This is a genomic window from Lunatimonas lonarensis (assembly GCF_000390185.1).
Classification (GTDB): Bacteria; Bacteroidota; Bacteroidia; order Cytophagales; family Cyclobacteriaceae; genus Lunatimonas; species Lunatimonas lonarensis.
This window is the reverse complement of record NZ_AQHR01000094.1, coordinates 1-18,270: the sequence shown is the minus strand read 5'-3', so window position 1 is coordinate 18,270 and position 18,270 is coordinate 1. Positions and strand designations below refer to the sequence as shown.

Genomic DNA, 18,270 nt, shown 5'->3' with positions numbered 1-18,270 from the left:
TGCAAGCCAATTTCAACCTGTTTGGAGACGTAAGATTGGAGACGGTAGACATGAGATTTGAGATATTAGATTCGATTTTCTCCCGATCCCGCGGTTCGACAATCCCACGATTCGACAATACTAACGAGATTGCTTCGTCGCCCGCTCCTCGCAATGACGACAAAGGCTATAGAAATTGCTCCGTCCCTGACCTCAGATTGCCGCAACCCCGAAGGGGTGCCATGTTTATAGAAAAACCAAAAACAACCGCACCACCCCAGTTTTGGCCGGCAGAAATGCCCGTGGTGCCATCCATCTCCCGCCAAAACCCGGGAATGTTTGATGTGCAAGCCAATTTCAACCTGTTTGGAGACGTAAGATTGGAGACGTTAGACATGAGATTTGAGATATTAGACCCGATTTTCTCCCGATCCCGCGGTTCGACGATTCGACAATACTAACGAGATTGCTTCGTCGCCCGCTCCTCGCAATGACGACAAAGGCTATAGAAATTGCTCCGTCCCTGACCTCAGATTGCCGCAACCCCGAAGGGGTGCCATGTTTATAGAAAAACCAAAAACAACCGCACCACCCCAGTTTTGGCCGGCAGAAATGCCCGTGGTGCCATCCATCTCCCGCCAAAACCCGGGAATGTTTGATGTGCAAGCCAATTTCAACCTGTTTGGAGACGTAAGATTGGAGACGTTAGACATGAGATTTGAGATATTAGATTCGATTTTCTCCCGATCCAACGGTTCGACGGTTCGACAATACTAACGAGATTGCTTCGTCGCCCGCTCCTCGCAATGACGACAGCGGCTGTCTAGATTGCTTCGCTCCTACGTCGCTACCAAAACCAAAAATCCGAAGCTACCCTGCTTTCGCAACAACAACCCAATATATCGCCGCAGGCTTATATCACGAAGTGTATATCGCGAAGCATGTATCATTCAAATATCGCGAAGCATATATCATTCAAATTTCACGAAACATATATCATTTAAAGATTTAGAAGTAGAAATCATCCAATCTAACCCACCATTTCCCCTACCTTATCCAGCACCTCGGTGGGGTTCCAGCCCAAAGATTTTCTGGCCCGTTTGTCGTCAAAGGTAAGGGAGGAGGTGATCTTTTTGATTTTGTCGCTGTTGACGGGAAAGCGGCTGCCCAGCATATCGCCCAGCAGTCCCAAGCCCTTGGCTACTATCATGGGGACTTTGAATGGGGGCTTCTTCCCCAATACACCGGCTATGGCCTGCTCGAGCTCACCAAAACTGGGGTGGTAGCCGTCGGTGAGATTGTATATACCGCCCACTTTCGCAAGTTGGGGTACGATGCCCGCAATATCCTCCGCCCAGACGATACTTTTGCGGGAAGAGGCCATTCCAATACTAGCGTATCTACCCGTTTTGATTCCGTTGATCATCGCCCCCAGGTTGCCGGGAGGTTGGGGGCCTGCCACCAACGGAAGGCGCAAAATACTTAACGTTACGTTGTTTTTGTCCGCCCAATTCTGTAGCCATTCCTCTGCCAGGATCTTGCTTTTTGCGTAGGGCGTGCTGCCTTGTAGCGGGGTATCCTCATGGATCCTCTCACCGGAGTCCTTTCCATAGACAGCAACGGTACTGATAAAAATAAAAGCTTCCGGTTTGGTCGGAAGCTGTTCAATGGCGGCACAGAGGTTCTTGGTGCCTTCCAGGTTGACTTGGTAAAATTCCCTCTCCTCCTCGTGAGTTCTGGGCACTACGTGTGCTTTGCCGGCCGAATGAACAATTGTATCGAATTGCGAACCCGGTGGAAAGGAAAAAGGGCTTGAAATGTCCACGGGTAGGTGAACATCGGATCTCCCTAGACCTGTTACTGAAACCCCGCCATTTATCAGTGCTTTGGCTAGGATGGAACCCAGGAATCCATTTTTTCCGGTTATCAGCGCATTTTTCATTGAAGAGGGAGATTAGATAAAGAACTGAACGATTCGTTTGGCGAACCTTCGGGGCATCAGGGTAAGGGGTGGGGAGAATCCGTTTTGCTTCCAGGAGCGGATGATTTCCATATTCCCATCTTTGATGTTTTTGACACTTTTATTTGTGGCGCCACCCAAGCGCATTTTAACAAACACCTCAGGAATGTACAGTGATCGAAAAGTGAATCTTTTAAATACCCTAAGCATAAACTCGTAGTCAGCCGCAAGCTTGTAGTTTAGGTTAAAAAGGCCCGCAGCCTCGTATACGTGGCGACGAAGAAAGAGGGTCGGGTGTGGGGGAACGTGGCCGTGTTCGAAGAAGCGATCGTAGTAAGGCTTTGAAACCCATTTTCTGACCTGTTTGTCTGTATCGCTTTGTTTTACATACACAAGATTTCCATAGACCATATCAAGGGAAGCGTCGTTAGTAAACGCATTCATAACCGTTTCCAGTACCTGATTATGGGCGTAGAGGTCGTCCGAATTCAAAATCCCGATTACATCCCCTGTGGCCATCTGGACTCCCTTATTCATCGCATCGTAGATGCCTTTGTCAGGTTCGCTAATCCAGTTGATCCGGCCCGGGAATTTTTCGGCGTATCGTTTAATTAGGGAAAGGGTATTATCCGTGGACGCACCGTCTACCAGGATATATTCTACGTTAGGATAAGATTGGGATAGGACGGCGTTTATCGCCGTTTCTATATACTTATCACTGTTGTAGCACACGGTAATAATAGATAGTTTCATAAGTCAGTTAGCGTTGACAAACGGCTTCAAGGTAGTATTTGGCTACTTTGGTGTCTGTAAATCGTTTAGCAGTGTCAATAGCACGGTTAGAAATCGCTGTTTTTTCCTCAGGACTTAAAGAATCCATGTATTGGTAGATGGAAGCTAATTCATCTTCGTTTCCGGCTTCGCACAGAAAGCCATTTACCCTATCCTCAATAATTCCATCCATTCCCTCTCCTTTTGCAGCAACCACTAAGCAACCGCAGGCCATGGCCTCCAAGTATACCAGCCCAAACGCTTCGTCTTTGCTGATCATTGTTAAGCACTCGGCTTCTAAAAGTATGGATATCAAATCCTTACGATCCATTCTAGCTATGATAGAGACATTTTGTTCTAAATTATACTGTTCAATTATTTTGATTAGTTGCTTTTTTTGTTGACCATCTCCCACAATTTTTAACGAAAAATCTCTTTTTTTTGAAGTTATCAACGCTTGTAGAACAGCCGTTGGGTGTTTTCGCTTAATTAACGTTCCTACAAAGACGAATTTTCTAACTTTTTCACAAAAACTTCCCTCTCGTAAAACAGCGCATGTGAAAAATTCGTCGGGAATTCCTGAATAACATATAAAGGTGTTATTTAGTTTATCCACGATTTTTTCGGCTTCCTTCATAAGGGATGTATTCCTAAAACCAACATGATCGAAATTTTTTAATTTGTTTATTTGTCGTTTTGAAAGGTTCTTAATTGAATTATGGAAGACCACAGAAGTCCTGCTACTATAGAGTTCTTTAAGTTTCGGTATTAGATCCAATTGAGGATTTGGCCAATGTCCAAGTATAAGGTCGGGAATAAATACTTCCTGATCGAGTATTCTGCGAATTTTAAATAATTGCTTGTTAATTAATGAATCAGAATATGAGCTAAATGGTATTATTTTGACCATGGGTAGTGTAAATACTTTTGCTCCCTCATAATAGTTAACGTCATTTGGTATACCATCATTATTGTCAACTACAATTCCTAAACTGCTTTCTAGTAAATCATAGGCGTACTTAGGGAGTTTGTAGTAGATTTTATTAAAAATACTCTTGTTATAAAAAACTAAAACTTCATGCCCCATATTTACCCATTCCTTTACAAAAAAATTGACAACTTTTGTGGTGTAACTTTTACTTTTACCCGGTATGTAAAAAACGGTAGATAAAACGATTATTTTCATATTACAGTGTATGTACTATTTAAATAGCTTTTTGATTTTATAAGAGAAGATGTTCTTTTGTTCACTTCTCACCTTTTCAATTTTATCACATACATCAGTGGAAAATCTTACAATCTCATTTAAATTTGATGTGTTTTCAGTATCATATATAAACTCTTTAAGGTTTGTCGTTTTAAATATGTTCAATATTTTTTCAGTTTTTGAATTAGTATTTAAAATAGCTAAAGGAATACTATTATGGACAATACCTAGAAGTAGAACATGTAATCTATTACTTATTAGTAGTTTCGTTTTATTATAGAAAGGGAGTTCCTCCCAGGTCAGGCATTTTTCGGAAAAAGAGACTAAGTTGTTAGTTTTAAAGTGATCGTATAGATATTTATTAAACCTATAGTCTCTTTCAACCTGATAGAAAAAAGTGAATTTCTCAGTTTTGTTCGTGTTGATTATTTCAGATAGAATTCTTAGAATTTCAGTTGTGTGTGATTCATTTTCCAGATCTCTAAATGATATACCAATCAGTTTTATTGTCTCGGGTTCTTTCTTTTCAATATTATAGCCAAAACACATATCCGGTATATAGTCAACCCCCTTTACACTTATCGCATTAAGATCATCTAAATTTTTTTGACTCCGAACTAATATGGCATTACATATCCAGCTATAAAATTTGATCATTACCTTATCCCTTAGCCCTTGTAATAGAATATCATTACCTACTAGATAAGATTTGACTCCTTTAAGTTTAAATAAACCAAAAATTAATGAGATATAAATATTCTTTATAAATACCAATGAGCTTCCATTAGAACCTAGAGGGCCGGGGCTTTTAAAAATATGCGTAAACCCTAGACGTCCAAATAGTAAGGGAATGAATCCAAGTCCTTTAAGACTGTAACCTGTTTTTGCATTTAGGTCGTAAACGTTTTTTGTACCTTCTAAAAGTTTCGATTTGAATTTCTCCGGTACATTCTTAGCATCTAAGTAAACAGTTGAATGTTTTGATATTTCATCGATAAGGCATTTATTGATTAGTAAATCTCCTACATTATCATACTGAGTAGCGATAATAAAAAGTGAAACTTTTTTCATAATATTAAATATTTGATAATTCCTCCGCAAATAATCTGTAATTTACCTCTGCGTTATAGTTTTTATTCCAGCGTTCTTTAATTGTTTTCCTTTCAAAACTACCAGATTGAATTTGGGTAAGTGCGCACAAAATTTCATCTTTTGATGGGTTTTCTGATAATAATATTCCTGTTTTTTTGGAAACTATTTCAGAGTTTCCTCCTACGTTAGTAGCAATAACAGGAATACCGTAGGACATAGCTTCCATTATTGAAACAGGTATTCCTTCTGAACTACTTAAATTAATAAATGCGGTTATTGGATTTTCATTATAAAATCTATAAATCTCGGTATTATTTACATTTCCTTTCAGTTCAATTTTTAGGTTTGTGGCATTTGGTAAGGTTTTAGTTAAATTATTTCTTTCCGGACCGTCTCCATAATGAACCCATCTTATGTTTATATTAGGATTCTCTATCGCATATAATCCAATGACGTCAGCAATCATCGATACTCTTTTTACCAGAGTGATTCGAGAAACCGAAACGAATGTTGTATTTTTATTAGTTGGAATTGTACTTATTGTCTTGTGGTCAAATACCCCTAATTTAGAAATAACAACCTTGTTGTTTGTAATATAGTTTGTTTCAATAAATGTCTTTGCACTTTTAGATATGGTAAATAGCTTATCTACTTGTTGTAATGTAAATTGGCGGTATGGCCAGAATACAGGTGTTCCAGGTTGTCCTTCATATACATCGTATCGATGAGCTCTAGCAATTAGCTTAAAATTTTTAGTTTGTTTTAACATTGCTAGTGCGGTTGTTGCTTCGTTGAACCAATAGGTGTATATTAAGTCGTTTTTTTCAAACTTAAATTTTGAGAAATAGTCATAGTATGTTATTACACTTGAAGTGAATTGAAATAGGTGTGCTATTGAATTTAGATTCGATATTTTTTTTCTATATTTCCAAAAGGTTTGTCTGAGTAATTTTGAAGTTATTGTTCTTAATATTCTTTTTGTTTTGCTTCCGAAGCTTATAGAAAACTCTGGATTGACTTTGACGTTAGATGGAGTTTTTCTTTTGAATCCTTTATTTTCTGTTGGAAATATTTCTATTTCTTCGAACGTTTGGGATAGTATCATTATTTCAGACTCCAGAAATGCCTCAGTCTTATTGTATGGGAATCGCCTAGTCAATAACCAAACCTTTTTTTTTGTTTTTAGATTCTTCATAATGGTAATCTCACCTGATATCTGTTATTACACTGTTCTTAATTCATTTGGCATTTTGTATGGCCTTTGTGGGGTAGATAAGTATATTCTTATTACTACTATTAAGATTAAGAAGAAATAGAAGGCATCAATGCTTAAATAGTCTAATGCGTTTAAGCTTAGAAATATGGATAATATCGGTAGGGAGGCTTTTATTTTGTTTCCGGTTCCATGTATTGGTATTTTTTTTGTTTTGATTATACGGTATAATGTTATCAAATACACTAATCCGCCTATTATCCCTAATCCGAATAGTAGTTGGAGGAATGTATTGTGGGCAACATTTGTTGTTGGATGGAAGTCAGTTAAGAACCCTCGTCCAAACACAAGAATTTGGCTTTTTTCTGCCATATAATTAAGATAATCTAACTGAAGTGATGTTCTTCGGGTGTCCTCAACATAACCCTGTGTTTTTTCGAATCTTGTTAAAAAATTATCTATTTGATTTTGAAAGAGATTAGTGGTAGATAAGATACTCATGAATATACCAACTATAATAATGTAGAATATTTTTTCGATGGCGGTTTTCTTCGTAAGAAGAATTGAAATTGAAAAAAATATTACGATAATTCCTGCTATTAAATAGAACATTTTTGATACAGTTAGCATGCCAAAGTAGAATAGAATAATAGACATCACTCCTTTTACCAATGGATTTATTTTAATAATTAATATAGCTATCAATGCTAAAGCGATATTAGCCCCATTTCTATTTGGATCTCCTGCAAATGCACTGTTTCTATAGATAGCTATTTCATTTTCAATTTGAGCTTCTGCTGCCTTATTTAATTCATACATGTGTGGTAATTTGACGAGTAGATCTCCTGATACGTTAGCTAGAAGTGTTCCTAGCGAGAAAAACAATAGTATATATTCTGGTTTTGGTATGAACTTGTTTTGATGGTTTAAAGTAAGTGATATAAAAAGTAAAAATATAAATACTAAAAAATATCGTGGCGTGAAGGTATCATAATGGAATAATTTTATGAGAAATGAATATATGAAAATCAATATAATTAAGTTGATTATATGTTTGGGAATATGAGTTTTCTTCCAAAGAAGAATTACTACTAATATTACTATCTGTAGTGTGAAGAACGTGTTGCTTTCAAGATTGATTTTCAGTAGTCCATTCCAAGGAAGAAAGAAAAATAACAATGGTAATTTGTATGTATTGTTTGCTGTAGATACAAAGATTAAGAAACTAATATTTGCAGCTATAATCATTTGGGTATTGTTTATAAAGAATCCAATCGATAGAAATAATGTTATTGATATAGCTATAAATAAATTGATTAATTTCATTAGTTTTTTTATTATTTTAGCCTATTCCAAAGTAGTTTAGCACCATTTTTATTTGGTAAATTGCAAGAAGAAATTTTCTTCTAGGTTTATGAGCTTTCCTGTTATATATTGTTAAATATGTATCTTTTATTGTGTTTATGTCGAAATATTCACTGAATATTTTATTGATAAATTCAATTGTTGTTGTTTTATCTTTGAGTTCGGTGTAGATTTTATCAAAATCAATTTCTACTCCTTTAATTCTCGGAGAGAAATTGTAATGGAATAGCTTATCGAAATTTTCCGAGGTTATTGGAATTGGATACGGTGATGTTTCGATTGGGACAAACAGTTTTTTATTTGATAATCCAGCTGCTTCCATAACTCCTCTTCCTGTTGCTACAATAAAGTCAGCAACACCTAGTAATGAAGAAGCGTTTTGTGTGTAATTATCCGATGTTATTATAAAGGCTGGCAAGTTTTCAATTTTTTGACATATTTGATTAGTTACATCCGCGGATTGGTTCACCCCGATTAATAATAGTTTTGAATTTTTGTTTATTTTTTCGTGGTATAATTTAAAAAGGTTTATTGTTTGAATTATTGAGATTTTATGCAGTTCACTAAATCGTGCGATTCTTATAAATATTGTTTTTCCATTTAATTGGTACTCTCGTTTTAATTGTTCTATCCTGTTTTTATCCTGTTCTATTATACCATTTACTCTGTTCGGTAAAAAATAGATCTCTGTATTAAATAAATTTTTAGTAGAAAAATAGTTAAGATTTTCTTTACTAAAAAATATGCTTATGTCACTATATGGGATCGTCTTTTCATTTGGTCCGCCACATTTCGTGAAAATTAGGGTTCTATTTTTGAAAAATGTTGCTTGGTTAGCGTAGATTAATGAAATTCGATCAAATGCGTGTATTGAGGTTGGGTTCGTTTCTTTGATTATTTTGGTAAGTTTTAAGCATGTGTTGAAGAATGTTCTTTTGCATGCCTGGATAAAGAATGCCTCTTTTTTCTCTTTTAGTATCGGGGAAAATGCTTTTCCTAGATTTATTATTATGTAATTAATATCCTCACTTAATGAATCTGTCAAAGATATAAGCGAGTGGAAATGACCTCCAACAGCAGATTGATTGATTGAATATATTATAAAAAGTACTTTTGGCTTTTCCATTAGATTATTCGTTGTTCTATTTCCAAATCAATTTTGAACCTTTTCTTTACTGTTTTTTTTACATGATTTATTATTTTTAATATATCATGTCCGGTTGCTTCCTTTGAATTTATTATAAAGCCACCGTGTTTCTCAGAGATTTTAGCACCACCTTCAGTATATCCTTTTAATCCTAACTCATCTATTAATGTGCCGACATAATAGCCTTTTGGACGCTTAAACACACTTCCTGCGTTGGGGAAATCTTTTGGCTGCTTTGCCCATCTTTGTGCTTTTATGGATTCCATTTTCTCTTGAATCTTGGTTTTATCCTTTCGAGTTAATTTTAGCCAAGCTTTTAAGACTATTTTATCGTTGTTTCTTTGAAAGAAGCTGTTTCTGTATTCGAAGTCAATATCTTTTTGGAGAACTTCCTTTATTTCCATTGTTTCCAAATCTAGATATCTGACCTTTATTAGTACGTCCTTTATTTCCTCCCCACTAGCTCCTGCATTCATAACGATTGCACCTCCCAAAGAGCTAGGTATATCATAAAATATTTCTATCCCTGAAAGGCCATTTTCTTGGGCCATCATTGCCAGTTTTTGCATTGATATACCTGATTCCGCGATTACCGTTTCGCTTTCTTCATCAATATTTGCAGTATCGAAATTCCCATTGAAAATTATAAATTCTTTTTCGTAGTAGGACTTTGAAAGTATTATGTTGTGGCCGCTTCCTAATAATATATAATCTTTTTTTGTTGAATATAACTTGATAATATCCGCCTCTGTTTCGGGGAAGAATGCTGTTTTACAAGTTGATTTTATTCGATATGAATTGTAGTTTGTTAGATCTAAGTTTTTATAGCTTTTCATTTCTATATTTTTTTACCTTTTATAATTTGATCTAAATCTGATCGTTTATATTTTAATATACTTGATAAAGGTATCTCAACCTGTTTACTATAGTTATGTAAAAACAATATTGACGCGGTTGTGTAACTAGTTGTTGAGGCGATGGCTGCTCCATTTGCCCCATATTTTGGAATTAGGATAAGGTTTATAGCTATGTTAATAATAAGTGCAGGTATCATTGCGTACATCGAAACCCATGGTTTACCTCTTCCTGCGAGGTCTTGATTCATAGATTTGAATATAGTAAAAAATAATACACCTGGTAGTAATATTTTTAGCACTGAAACGCTATCTTTAAATTGGCCTCCATATAGTATTTTTATTATGTCCTCAGAAAAGAGTAATAGAAAAATAACTCCTATACCTACTACTGCGAATGAAACTCGTAAGAGTTGTGTTACTTTAATTGAGAATTCCCTTTCGTTTTTTGATGTTGCACTTCTTGCAAAGATTATCGTACTAAAGAGCATCGGTATCTGCCACAGATATTGAGTTATTCCTGCTCCTTTGGCATAGATTCCGGTTTGATATGCGTCACTTAGGTTATCAAGTAATATGATATCTAATTTTAGATTTAAGTTGATTATTAGGAGTGCAATTGCATAGGTTGTTCCTAACCCAATCATTTTTTTTAAAATCATCCAATCTATTTTCAATGAAAAGGAATCAATAAATTTATTTTTAAATAGAAGTAGTATGAAAATAGGAATTGGGCCGATTGCTAGTGCTATCATATACCCTTTTATACCAAAGCGGAATACGATTAGTAATATAGCGGTGAAAAGAAAAATAAATACTGTCGGAATCCAATTTATTCTGTTGAATACCTTTATTTCATTTTTTCCTAAGAAAATTCCTTGGTTGTACGTGTTAAACAAGGTGAATGGAATCGGTAACAGTGCTAGAAGCACGTAATCTAAACGTTCACCTGATCTACTTAATTGAGTCATCAGGTAGTAACATGCTATTAGACTTATTAAAGAGGTTAATAACCATATTTGCGTTACAGTGGTTTTTATTTTTTCCTCTGGAAAGATGCCCTTACCCAAAAAATAAGTTGTAGATTGTCTTATTCCCATCGAACCTATCGTCATAAAGATGGATGGGTATACAAGTAATGCAGCAATAATTCCGTTATTTTCAGGGCCTAGGTAACGTGCAGTAATAACCGACGTTCCAAGTCCAAACCCTATTATTGTTAATTTTGAGAGGCCGACACTCAAAAAATCTTTTTTAAAAGATGCCATTTAATTTAGAGGGTAGTTATATTTTGATAAATCCGTATTTAATATTTCAGATAGGTTTTTATTTGATTGTTTTATATGATTGATATCGTCCATTGAAAAAATCGGTTTCTTTTTATCTTTTGGAAATATTTTTGAAAGTTTGTATGTTAATGCTCTTAATGATAAGTGTACTTTTAGGTTTAGAAAAGAAAAGGGGTTCTTTACACTTTTTGTGAATTTATTAGTAAATCTTAGGAAGGGTAAGAGGGTGTTGTTTATTGATTCGTTAGTTGTTAATAAGTCGTTTTCAGTAATAGTTGGTTCTGGTATTTTCAAAAAATCAATTATATCTAATATAGTTTTCCGCGAATTTTTTTTAAATTCCTCGAATAGGATTATTTTTATATTTTGACGTTCAATAGATGTAATTATGTATGTTAAGTATTTATCAAAGCAAAAGTATTCTATATTTACGCAATGGGGATATTTTTTGTAACTTAGAAAGGAGTTGAGATTTGCCGTTCCTCCTGTTTTTATATACTGATTATATAGGCTGTTTAATAAAGTATTTTGGTTTCTTATAAAAACTATTATTTTGATATTGGGAGCGAAAATATTAATTAGTCGATCAATATTTCGTTTTCGATCTATCGTTGCCCAATAGGGGTTTCCGTATAATTCTTCATCTGATATTAGAACCTTTTTTTGTTTATCTACTTTTGGAATTTCGTTGAATATCTCTCTTGCCTTTTCTACGTCAAATTCAAAGTCATCTGTGTAAAGTATGTATTTCTTGAATGCTAATGATTCATCTCGGGGAACATAGTAGATTCCCTCAAGTTTGTTAAAGATTCTCTTTTGAAATAGGGTTGAACCAGTTTTATGGATACCGATGTGGACGTAAACCTCCATATTAAATTTTAATTACGTTTATTGACAAGGTTTTTAACTTTTCTATAAGATATTCGTACCCCCGTGCTATTTGCCATGAATTTTCAATAGTTGTGTTGCCTTCTGCGGTTAAGCCGGCCAACAATAATGCTATGCCCGCTCGTAGGTCTAGTGCTGTCACAGTGCTTCCTAATAGTTGGCTGCCACCGTTAACTATTAACATATCTCCCTGCACTTGATATTCGATTCCCATTTTGGCTAATTCTTCTGCATATCCGTATCGGCCCGGGAAGCGTAGATCTACGATTTTAGACGTTCCTTTGGACATTGCTCCATAAACAGCGAACAGTGGTTGCATATCTGAATTTATGCCTGGATAAGGTCCTGTGCTGATTTCTATCGGATAGGGAGTACCTCCCTTTACTATAAGGCTTGATTCGCCTCTGTAGTATTTCATACCGCTTTCTCTTAAGTATATCAAGGGAACTTCTAGGTGTTCAAAGGGGAAGTTTTGAATTTCAACATCCCCATTTGTGATCACTGAACCAATAGCCCATGTAAGGGCTTCCATGTTGTCAGGAATTACTGAATGTTTTACAGTTGAAAGCCTATCTACACCATTGATTACTATACATTTTTGACCGTAGACCTTTATTTTTCCCCCCATTTTGGTGAGCATATCGATCAAATCCATGATTTCCGGACGGATATGAGGATTCCAAACGGTTGTGGTTCCTTCTGCAAGTGAGGCACAGATTATGGAGTTTTCAGTTGCGCCGGTAGAACGCATCGGGAGATAGATATCATTTCCCGTAAGCCTTCCTTCTACTTTTGCGCAAAGGTAATTTTCCTCTTCCCATACTTTAGCGCCCAAACGCTCCAACAGCATAACATGCAAATCATATTTTCTTTCTCCCAATTTGCAACCGCCAGGTAAAGGAACTTTTCCTTGTCCAAAGCGTGTGGTCAGGGCACCTAAGATCAGTAAGGTATTTCTTATTGACCTTTCGTCCCAATTGAGGGTAGTTATGTTGCTTGTTGTTTCGGATATTTTTACTATATCTCCATCAGGTTTAAAGTCCTTGCCTAATACTTTCAACATATCCAGATGTATTTGGACATCAAGTAAGCCGTTAGGAAAGTTATTTAACTCTACTAGCTCATCTGTCAAAATTGAGGCAGCCAATAGACGAAGGGCACTGTTCTTTGCGCCACTTACCTTTACTGTTCCAACAAGTTTTCCTTTGGAAACTTTGATTTTTTCTGTTACCATTATCTATTATAGTATGATCTAAACCAATTTATGAATTGCATTATTCCTTCCTCAACAGGAATGGATGGTTTGTAGTTAAAATTTCTTTCCAATCCTTCTGTATCCGCCCAGGTTCTTTCGACGTCCCCTGGCTGCATGGGCAGCATTTCCTTGATCGCTTCTATGCCAAGGGATGTCTCGATCGCTTCGATAAAGTCCAACAGCTTAACAGGATTCCCGTTTCCTATATTGTATAAGGAGTAGGTTTGGGGAGGCTCCATTACCAAGGTTGCCACGATGCCATTTACGATATCGTCTATGTAGGTAAAGTCCCTAGAGAGGTTGCCATCGTTGAAAACCTTGATGGGACGGTTGTTTAGGATAGCGTCCGTAAACAAATACATGGCCATATCCGGCCTCCCCCAGGGGCCATACACCGTAAAAAAACGTAAGCCTATCGTTTGAATGTCATACAGATGGCTATAGGTATGGGCCATCAGTTCGTTACTTTTTTTAGTGGCCGCATACAGGCTGATGGGGTTGTCCACTCTATCGTCCGTTGAGAAGGGTACCTTTTCATTCAGCCCGTATACACTAGAGCTACTGGCATAAACCAACTTCTTGATTCCGGCATGCCGTACGCATTCCAGCAGGTTGGCAAAGCCTGTGATATTGCTGTCTATATAGGCCATCGGGTTTTCCAGGCTATACCTTACACCGGCCTGTGCTGCCAGGTTACAGACTTTATCAAATGTATGGGTCTGAAACAGCTCCGACAAAGCCTTTCGGTCTTCCAGATTTAGCTTGATAAACTGAAAGCGACCACCGTATTTTTCCCCAGTAACGATGCGGTTGTATGGCAGATGGTCATCAGCAATGATGCCTAATTCGGCAAGACGGTCGTATTTCAGGTTGACATCATAGTAATCATTGATGTTGTCCAGGCCCAGCACTTCGTGGCCCATTTCAAGCAGCTGCCTGCAAAGGTGGAAGCCGATAAATCCAGCTGCGCCGGTAACGAGTATTTTGGTCATTTCTTTTGTGATTTGTCAAACTGTCGAATCGTGAGACTGTCGAACTGTTGAATCGTCTTGTTGTCGAACTGTCGAATCGTTGAACTGTAGGATCGTCGAACCGTTAAATCGGCGGTGTATAGATTGCAGTTCAGAGGGCAATTTGAAGGAAACTTATACGATGAAGGCGTTATTAATTTGAAAACATACCCAATTTCGATTCAAATCGCCTCCTATTCGACGATTCGACGGTCAAACGATTCGACGAATGTTGTTGAACTGTCGAATCGTCGAACCGTTGGATCGGGAGAAAATCGAATCTAATATCTCATCTCTAACCTCTCATATCTACCATCTCGTTTCTCACTTCTCTTCATCACAGCCTCGCATCCGCCCTCTCCTTTTACAATACATTATCTACAACTTAGACCACTTGCGCATCCGACTCTTGGATGGACAATGCGTTGATTCAGATTTCTATTACCATTCAGTGGATAGAAGAAAGCTACTGATATGGCTGTGCTTGACTCCCTGAATGGTATCTTTGAAAAACTCATCCATGGTGACTACATATTTGGGGAAATGGTCATCGATAGGCAAAAGCGGGCCAAATTCTCGTTCGATTGTCTCTTGACTTTCCAGTTTGTAGGCTACTTGAATATAGATTTTTTGACCGTGCTGCTCGGCAACAAAATCAATTTCTCGTTGGTCACGTTTCCCTACATAGACAGAATATCCTCTACGCTTCAGTTCAAGAAAAACCATGTTTTCGAGTACTCCTGAAATCATCCGATCCCGATATCCCATCGTGGCGTACAGCAAAGAGATATCTGCGAGGTAAAATTTTTCCTGAGTCTTAAGGATCTCTTTGCCTTTGAGATCATAGCGGGAAACCCGATACAGGATAAATGCGCTTTCTAAGGCTTGGAGGTAATTGTAAACGGTATTGATGTCTATTTTTCGCTGTTGACTTTTGAAATAATCGGCCACATTTTTTCCTGAGAAGGTGTTGCCGATATTGTCAAAAGCATAATGGATTACACGATTAAGTAGTTCGATGTCTCTGATTTTGTGGCGCTGTACCGAATCCCTCAGAATCACCGAATCATAAATATCCCGTACCACCTGATAGGCTGTCTCCTCCTCATAATCCAAGGTATGGATGACAGGAAATCCTCCTTTTCGCAGGTATTCTACAAAAAGGGAAAGTGGATTTGCCGAAAGCTCAGCATACGATTTTTTGAACTCCAAAAATTCCGAAAATGAAAGCGTAAAGATTGGAATTTCCACATATCGCCCAGCCAGAAAGGTAGAAAGCTCTGAGGACAGTAAATGGGAATTAGACCCGGTAATGTAAATATCCGCATCAAAATCCACTAAAAAAGAATTGACGGCCTTTTCCCAATCCTCCACTTCCTGTATTTCATCAAAAAGGAGGTAATACTTCCCTGCATCAGTAATTCTACCCTTCACTTCATCGTATAAACTTTTAGCATGCCTCAGGTGTGAATTGGCAAAACTTTCAAAGTTGAGGTAGATGATTTGATTTTGGCTTATGCCCCGATCCATCAACTCATCGATCAAAAGCCTAAGAATCGTGGATTTCCCTGATCTTCTAATGCCTGTGATGATTTTAATTTGTGGCTTCCCAATAAGCTTTTTCAGTTTATTAGTATACGTGGCTCTTTTAATCATTTGTAAGAATATAACCCTAAAAATAACATTTTATCATTTAGTTTTTAAGGGTACAACCCAAAATAGTTAAGATTGTAAAATCCAACTAGCTGATGGTTACAACCGAGCATCAACTTTATTTTTATTCAGCACATTCTTTACACCATAGACCACTTGCGTATTCTTCTTTTGGTTTTTCGCCACTTCGGACAGAGGCAGCCCTGGATTACTGTTGAATTGTCAAACTGTCGAATCGTGTTGTTGTCGAACTGTTGAATCGTGAGACTGTCGAAATGTTGAATCGTCTTGTTGTTGAACTGTGGATTCGTCGAACTGTTTGATCGATGGGGTTTTCTAAAGATGCTGTAAATAGTTTGATCAAAGACTTCTAACTAAAAGCTACCTGTGTTACAATCCGCAAGTAACTTTCGCTTTGAAACGCCACCGATTCGACGATTCGACGATCAAACGATTCGATAAATTATACGATTCGGCGATCAGACCGACAAGGTTTCCCAGTACCACGCACAGGCTTCTTCTAGTCCCGTGCGCAGGGAATATTGGGGCGCGTAGCCAAGAACCATGCGGCCTTTGTCGATGGATGCCAGGGAATGCGGGACATCCCCTGCCCGGGCAGGCCCGTATTGGAATTCGACATGTTTGATTTTAGGATCGTACACCGACAGTCCTTCTTTCAAAGCCTCAGCCAGTTCGTTTAGGGATGCCCTTTCTCCATAGGCCACATTAAAGACCTCGGCTAGTCCGCCACCTTCCTTGGATTCAGGTACGCCGGGAGTTGCTTCTCTATACTGTTGCAAGCGGGCTTTTATTTGTGATGTAGGTGCCGCAGCGGCCAGTTCATTGACTTGGATAACATTTTCTATATAGGTAAAATCACGAGAGTACGATCCGTCCCCGTTGATCTTGGGGCTTTCGTGCCGGATCAGGGAGGAAACAAACTTCGGAATGACCGCGGCATACGCGCCATTGGGATCCTGCCGTCTTCCAAAGACGTTGAAATAGCGCAGACCAATGGTCTCTATACCGTAAATATCGGAAAAGTTTTTGGCAAAGAGTTCATCCACGTATTTGGTGATGGCATAGGGGGAGAGGGAGTTGCCGATCACGTGCTCTACCTTCGGCAGGGCGGGATGGTCTCCGTAGGTGGACGAGCTCGCCGCGTACACAAAGCGCTTCACCCCGGCCTCCTTGGCGGCAAATAGCATCTTCACAAAACCACCAATATTTACATCCACGCTGGTAGCCGGATCCTGAATGGATCGGGGTACGGAGCCCAAGGCTGCTTGGTGCAGTACGTAATCGCAGCCCGCCACGGCCTTGGCGCAGTCTTTTTCGTTCCGGATATCTCCTTCGATCAGGGTAAAGCGGGGGTGTTTGAGGGCTTCTGCCAGGTTCTTCCGCTTGCCGGTGGCGAAGTTATCCAGGCACACCACCTCGTTGTCCTGTTCCAGCAGCCTATCTACCAGGTTGGAACCGATAAAGCCGGCACCGCCGGTAACTAGTATTTTCGAGTTTTCAAGTTTCATTAAAAAAATGTTTGTTGAATGGAGTTTAGTTTGTTGTTGAAGGGATATATGCTTCGCGATATACACTTCGTGATATGTGCCTTCGGCGATATATCGGGTTACGATTGGGAGGATAGGATTTCTCCGGAATCGTAGTTTTGGAAAGGTTGTAAGAATGTAAATTTTGCGAATCTAAAATCTTAAGTCTTACGTCTTATGTCTCCAAAATATGCCTTCGGCGATATATTGGGTTGTTGTTGCGAAAGCAGGGTAGCTCCGGATTTTTGGTTTTGGTAGCGACGTAGGAGCGAAGCAATCTAGACAGCCATAGTCGTCATTGCGAGGAGCGGGCGACGAAGCAATCTCGCTAGTACTGTCGAACCGTCAAACCGTGGGATCGTGGGAAAATCGGGTCTAATATCTCATATCTAACGTCTCCAATCTTACGTCTGCAAAAGGAGATTGCGTCGGCTTGAGGCCAGTAGACAGCTTTAATGTTGGTTTTTGTGGTTTGCCACTATTCCTCTTTTTGTCACTAATCTCCAAGCCTCGCAATGACGGAGCCGTTGTCGTCATTGCGAGGAGCGGGCGACGAAGCAATCTCGTTAGTATTGTCGAATCGTCGAACTGTGCGATCGGGAGAAAATCGATCTTACTTCTTACGTCTTAAATCTTACGTCCCAAAAGAGATTGCTTCGGCTTGGGGTCGGTAGGCTGCTTTAATTTGGTGTTCCTTGGTATGTTAGTACTCTTCCCCATTTCACTTTTCTCAAGCCTCGCAATGACGGCGACTTTCGTCATTGCGAGCGACGTAGGAGCGAGGCAATCTCATTCGTAATGTCGAATCGTCGAATCGTTGGATCGTGGGAAAATCGAATCTAATATCTCATGTCTAACGTCTCCAATCTTACGTCTCTAAACAGGTAGAAATTGGCTTGCAACTCAGACATTCCCGGGTTTTGGCGATAGGTGGTCGGCACGATGGGCATTTCCGCTGGCCAAAACTGGGGTGTTGGGTTTGTTTTGTTTTTCTATAGACATGGCACCCCTTCGGGGTTGCGGCAATCTGAGGTCAGGGA

Annotated in this window: 16 protein-coding genes; 2 read left to right on the top strand and 14 right to left on the bottom strand. The window is 38.5% G+C overall.

The features are described 5' to 3' along the window. Both ADIS_RS23460 and ADIS_RS16485 read left to right on the top strand, forming a co-directional pair. The coding region (locus ADIS_RS23460; RefSeq protein ID WP_238325451.1) for a hypothetical protein at nt 1-440 on the top strand (440 nt) is incomplete at its 5' end. A 97-nt stretch (nt 441-537) separates the two neighbouring features. After that, nucleotides 538-756 (top strand): hypothetical protein, encoded by a 219-nt coding sequence (locus ADIS_RS16485; protein WP_010855779.1) that lies wholly within the window; start codon nt 538-540, stop codon nt 754-756. A gap of 253 nt (nt 757-1,009) precedes the next feature. Here the strand turns inward: ADIS_RS16485 and ADIS_RS16480 are convergent, their stop codons facing one another. The 14 genes from ADIS_RS16480 to ADIS_RS16415 all read right to left on the bottom strand — a co-directional run bounded on the left by ADIS_RS16480 (nt 1,010) and on the right by ADIS_RS16415 (nt 17,212). Next, nucleotides 1,010-1,921 carry an NAD-dependent epimerase/dehydratase family protein gene (locus tag ADIS_RS16480; RefSeq protein ID WP_010855778.1) on the bottom strand — a complete coding sequence of 304 codons (912 nt, stop codon included), beginning with the start codon at nt 1,919-1,921 and terminating at the stop codon, nt 1,010-1,012. Between the two features lie 12 nt (nt 1,922-1,933). After that, complete coding sequence (locus ADIS_RS16475) at nt 1,934-2,692, bottom strand: glycosyltransferase family 2 protein (RefSeq protein ID WP_010855777.1); 759 nt, start codon at nt 2,690-2,692, stop codon at nt 1,934-1,936. A gap of 7 nt (nt 2,693-2,699) precedes the next feature. Next, the gene (locus ADIS_RS16470) at nt 2,700-3,896 is read right to left on the bottom strand and encodes a glycosyltransferase (RefSeq protein ID WP_010855776.1); all 1,197 of its coding nucleotides are present in this window, start codon (nt 3,894-3,896) and stop codon (nt 2,700-2,702) included. Nucleotides 3,897-3,911: 15 nt separating this feature from the next. Next, the gene (locus ADIS_RS16465; RefSeq protein WP_010855775.1) at nt 3,912-4,988 is read right to left on the bottom strand and encodes a hypothetical protein; all 1,077 of its coding nucleotides are present in this window, start codon (nt 4,986-4,988) and stop codon (nt 3,912-3,914) included. 4 nt (nt 4,989-4,992) lie between these two features. Then, nucleotides 4,993-6,204 carry a glycosyltransferase gene (locus ADIS_RS16460; RefSeq protein ID WP_035806562.1) on the bottom strand — a complete coding sequence of 404 codons (1,212 nt, stop codon included), beginning with the start codon at nt 6,202-6,204 and terminating at the stop codon, nt 4,993-4,995. Nucleotides 6,205-6,231: 27 nt separating this feature from the next. Further along, a complete protein-coding gene (locus ADIS_RS23020; protein ID WP_155907571.1) occupies nt 6,232-7,041 on the bottom strand; it encodes a hypothetical protein in 810 nt (269 codons plus the stop codon). Nucleotides 7,042-7,564: 523 nt separating this feature from the next. Continuing rightward, nucleotides 7,565-8,713, bottom strand: coding sequence for a glycosyltransferase family protein (locus tag ADIS_RS16450; RefSeq protein WP_010855772.1), 1,149 nt, complete (start codon nt 8,711-8,713; stop codon nt 7,565-7,567). After that, entirely contained in the window at nt 8,713-9,570 is an 858-nt protein-coding gene (gene murB, locus ADIS_RS16445) for a UDP-N-acetylmuramate dehydrogenase (protein ID WP_010855771.1), read from the bottom strand. Before murB ends, ADIS_RS16450 begins: the two co-directional genes overlap by 1 nt. 2 nt (nt 9,571-9,572) lie before the next feature. After that, nucleotides 9,573-10,856, bottom strand: coding sequence for an oligosaccharide flippase family protein (locus ADIS_RS16440; RefSeq protein ID WP_035806560.1), 1,284 nt, complete (start codon nt 10,854-10,856; stop codon nt 9,573-9,575). Beyond that, the gene (locus ADIS_RS16435; RefSeq protein WP_010855769.1) at nt 10,857-11,747 is read right to left on the bottom strand and encodes a sulfotransferase domain-containing protein; all 891 of its coding nucleotides are present in this window, start codon (nt 11,745-11,747) and stop codon (nt 10,857-10,859) included. 1 nt (nt 11,748) lies between these two features. After that, a complete protein-coding gene (locus ADIS_RS16430) occupies nt 11,749-12,999 on the bottom strand; it encodes a UDP-N-acetylglucosamine 1-carboxyvinyltransferase (RefSeq protein WP_010855768.1) in 1,251 nt (416 codons plus the stop codon). After that, nucleotides 12,999-14,012: an NAD-dependent epimerase gene (locus ADIS_RS16425; RefSeq protein WP_010855767.1), complete on the bottom strand. Its 1,014-nt coding sequence runs from the start codon at nt 14,010-14,012 to the stop codon at nt 12,999-13,001. Before ADIS_RS16425 ends, ADIS_RS16430 begins: the two co-directional genes overlap by 1 nt. 459 nt (nt 14,013-14,471) lie before the next feature. Then, on the bottom strand, nt 14,472-15,686 hold the full coding sequence (locus tag ADIS_RS16420) for an ATP-binding protein (protein WP_010855766.1): 1,215 nt from the start codon (nt 15,684-15,686) through the stop codon (nt 14,472-14,474). Nucleotides 15,687-16,162: 476 nt separating this feature from the next. After that, complete coding sequence (locus tag ADIS_RS16415) at nt 16,163-17,212, bottom strand: SDR family oxidoreductase (protein WP_010855765.1); 1,050 nt, start codon at nt 17,210-17,212, stop codon at nt 16,163-16,165. Nucleotides 17,213-18,270 lie beyond the last annotated feature (1,058 nt).

Excerpts from the sequence above, each read along its gene's own strand:
- ADIS_RS16420 (WP_010855766.1), bottom strand. The coding sequence starts at position 15,686 with ATGATTAAAAGAGCCACGTATACTAATAAACTGAAAAAGCTTATTGGG.
- ADIS_RS16430 (WP_010855768.1), bottom strand. The coding sequence starts at position 12,999 with ATGGTAACAGAAAAAATCAAAGTTTCCAAAGGAAAACTTGTTGGAACA.
- ADIS_RS16470 (WP_010855776.1), bottom strand. The coding sequence starts at position 3,896 with ATGAAAATAATCGTTTTATCTACCGTTTTTTACATACCGGGTAAAAGT.
- ADIS_RS16425 (WP_010855767.1), bottom strand. The coding sequence starts at position 14,012 with ATGACCAAAATACTCGTTACCGGCGCAGCTGGATTTATCGGCTTCCAC.
- ADIS_RS23020 (WP_155907571.1), bottom strand. The coding sequence starts at position 7,041 with ATGTATGAATTAAATAAGGCAGCAGAAGCTCAAATTGAAAATGAAATA.
- ADIS_RS16475 (WP_010855777.1), bottom strand. The coding sequence starts at position 2,692 with ATGAAACTATCTATTATTACCGTGTGCTACAACAGTGATAAGTATATA.
- ADIS_RS16435 (WP_010855769.1), bottom strand. The coding sequence starts at position 11,747 with ATGGAGGTTTACGTCCACATCGGTATCCATAAAACTGGTTCAACCCTA.
- ADIS_RS16415 (WP_010855765.1), bottom strand. The coding sequence starts at position 17,212 with ATGAAACTTGAAAACTCGAAAATACTAGTTACCGGCGGTGCCGGCTTT.
- ADIS_RS16465 (WP_010855775.1), bottom strand. The coding sequence starts at position 4,988 with ATGAAAAAAGTTTCACTTTTTATTATCGCTACTCAGTATGATAATGTA.
- murB (WP_010855771.1), bottom strand. The coding sequence starts at position 9,570 with ATGAAAAGCTATAAAAACTTAGATCTAACAAACTACAATTCATATCGA.
- ADIS_RS16485 (WP_010855779.1), top strand. The coding sequence starts at position 538 with ATGTTTATAGAAAAACCAAAAACAACCGCACCACCCCAGTTTTGGCCG.
- ADIS_RS16460 (WP_035806562.1), bottom strand. The coding sequence starts at position 6,204 with ATGAAGAATCTAAAAACAAAAAAAAAGGTTTGGTTATTGACTAGGCGA.
- ADIS_RS16450 (WP_010855772.1), bottom strand. The coding sequence starts at position 8,713 with ATGGAAAAGCCAAAAGTACTTTTTATAATATATTCAATCAATCAATCT.
- ADIS_RS16440 (WP_035806560.1), bottom strand. The coding sequence starts at position 10,856 with ATGGCATCTTTTAAAAAAGATTTTTTGAGTGTCGGCCTCTCAAAATTA.
- ADIS_RS16480 (WP_010855778.1), bottom strand. The coding sequence starts at position 1,921 with ATGAAAAATGCGCTGATAACCGGAAAAAATGGATTCCTGGGTTCCATC.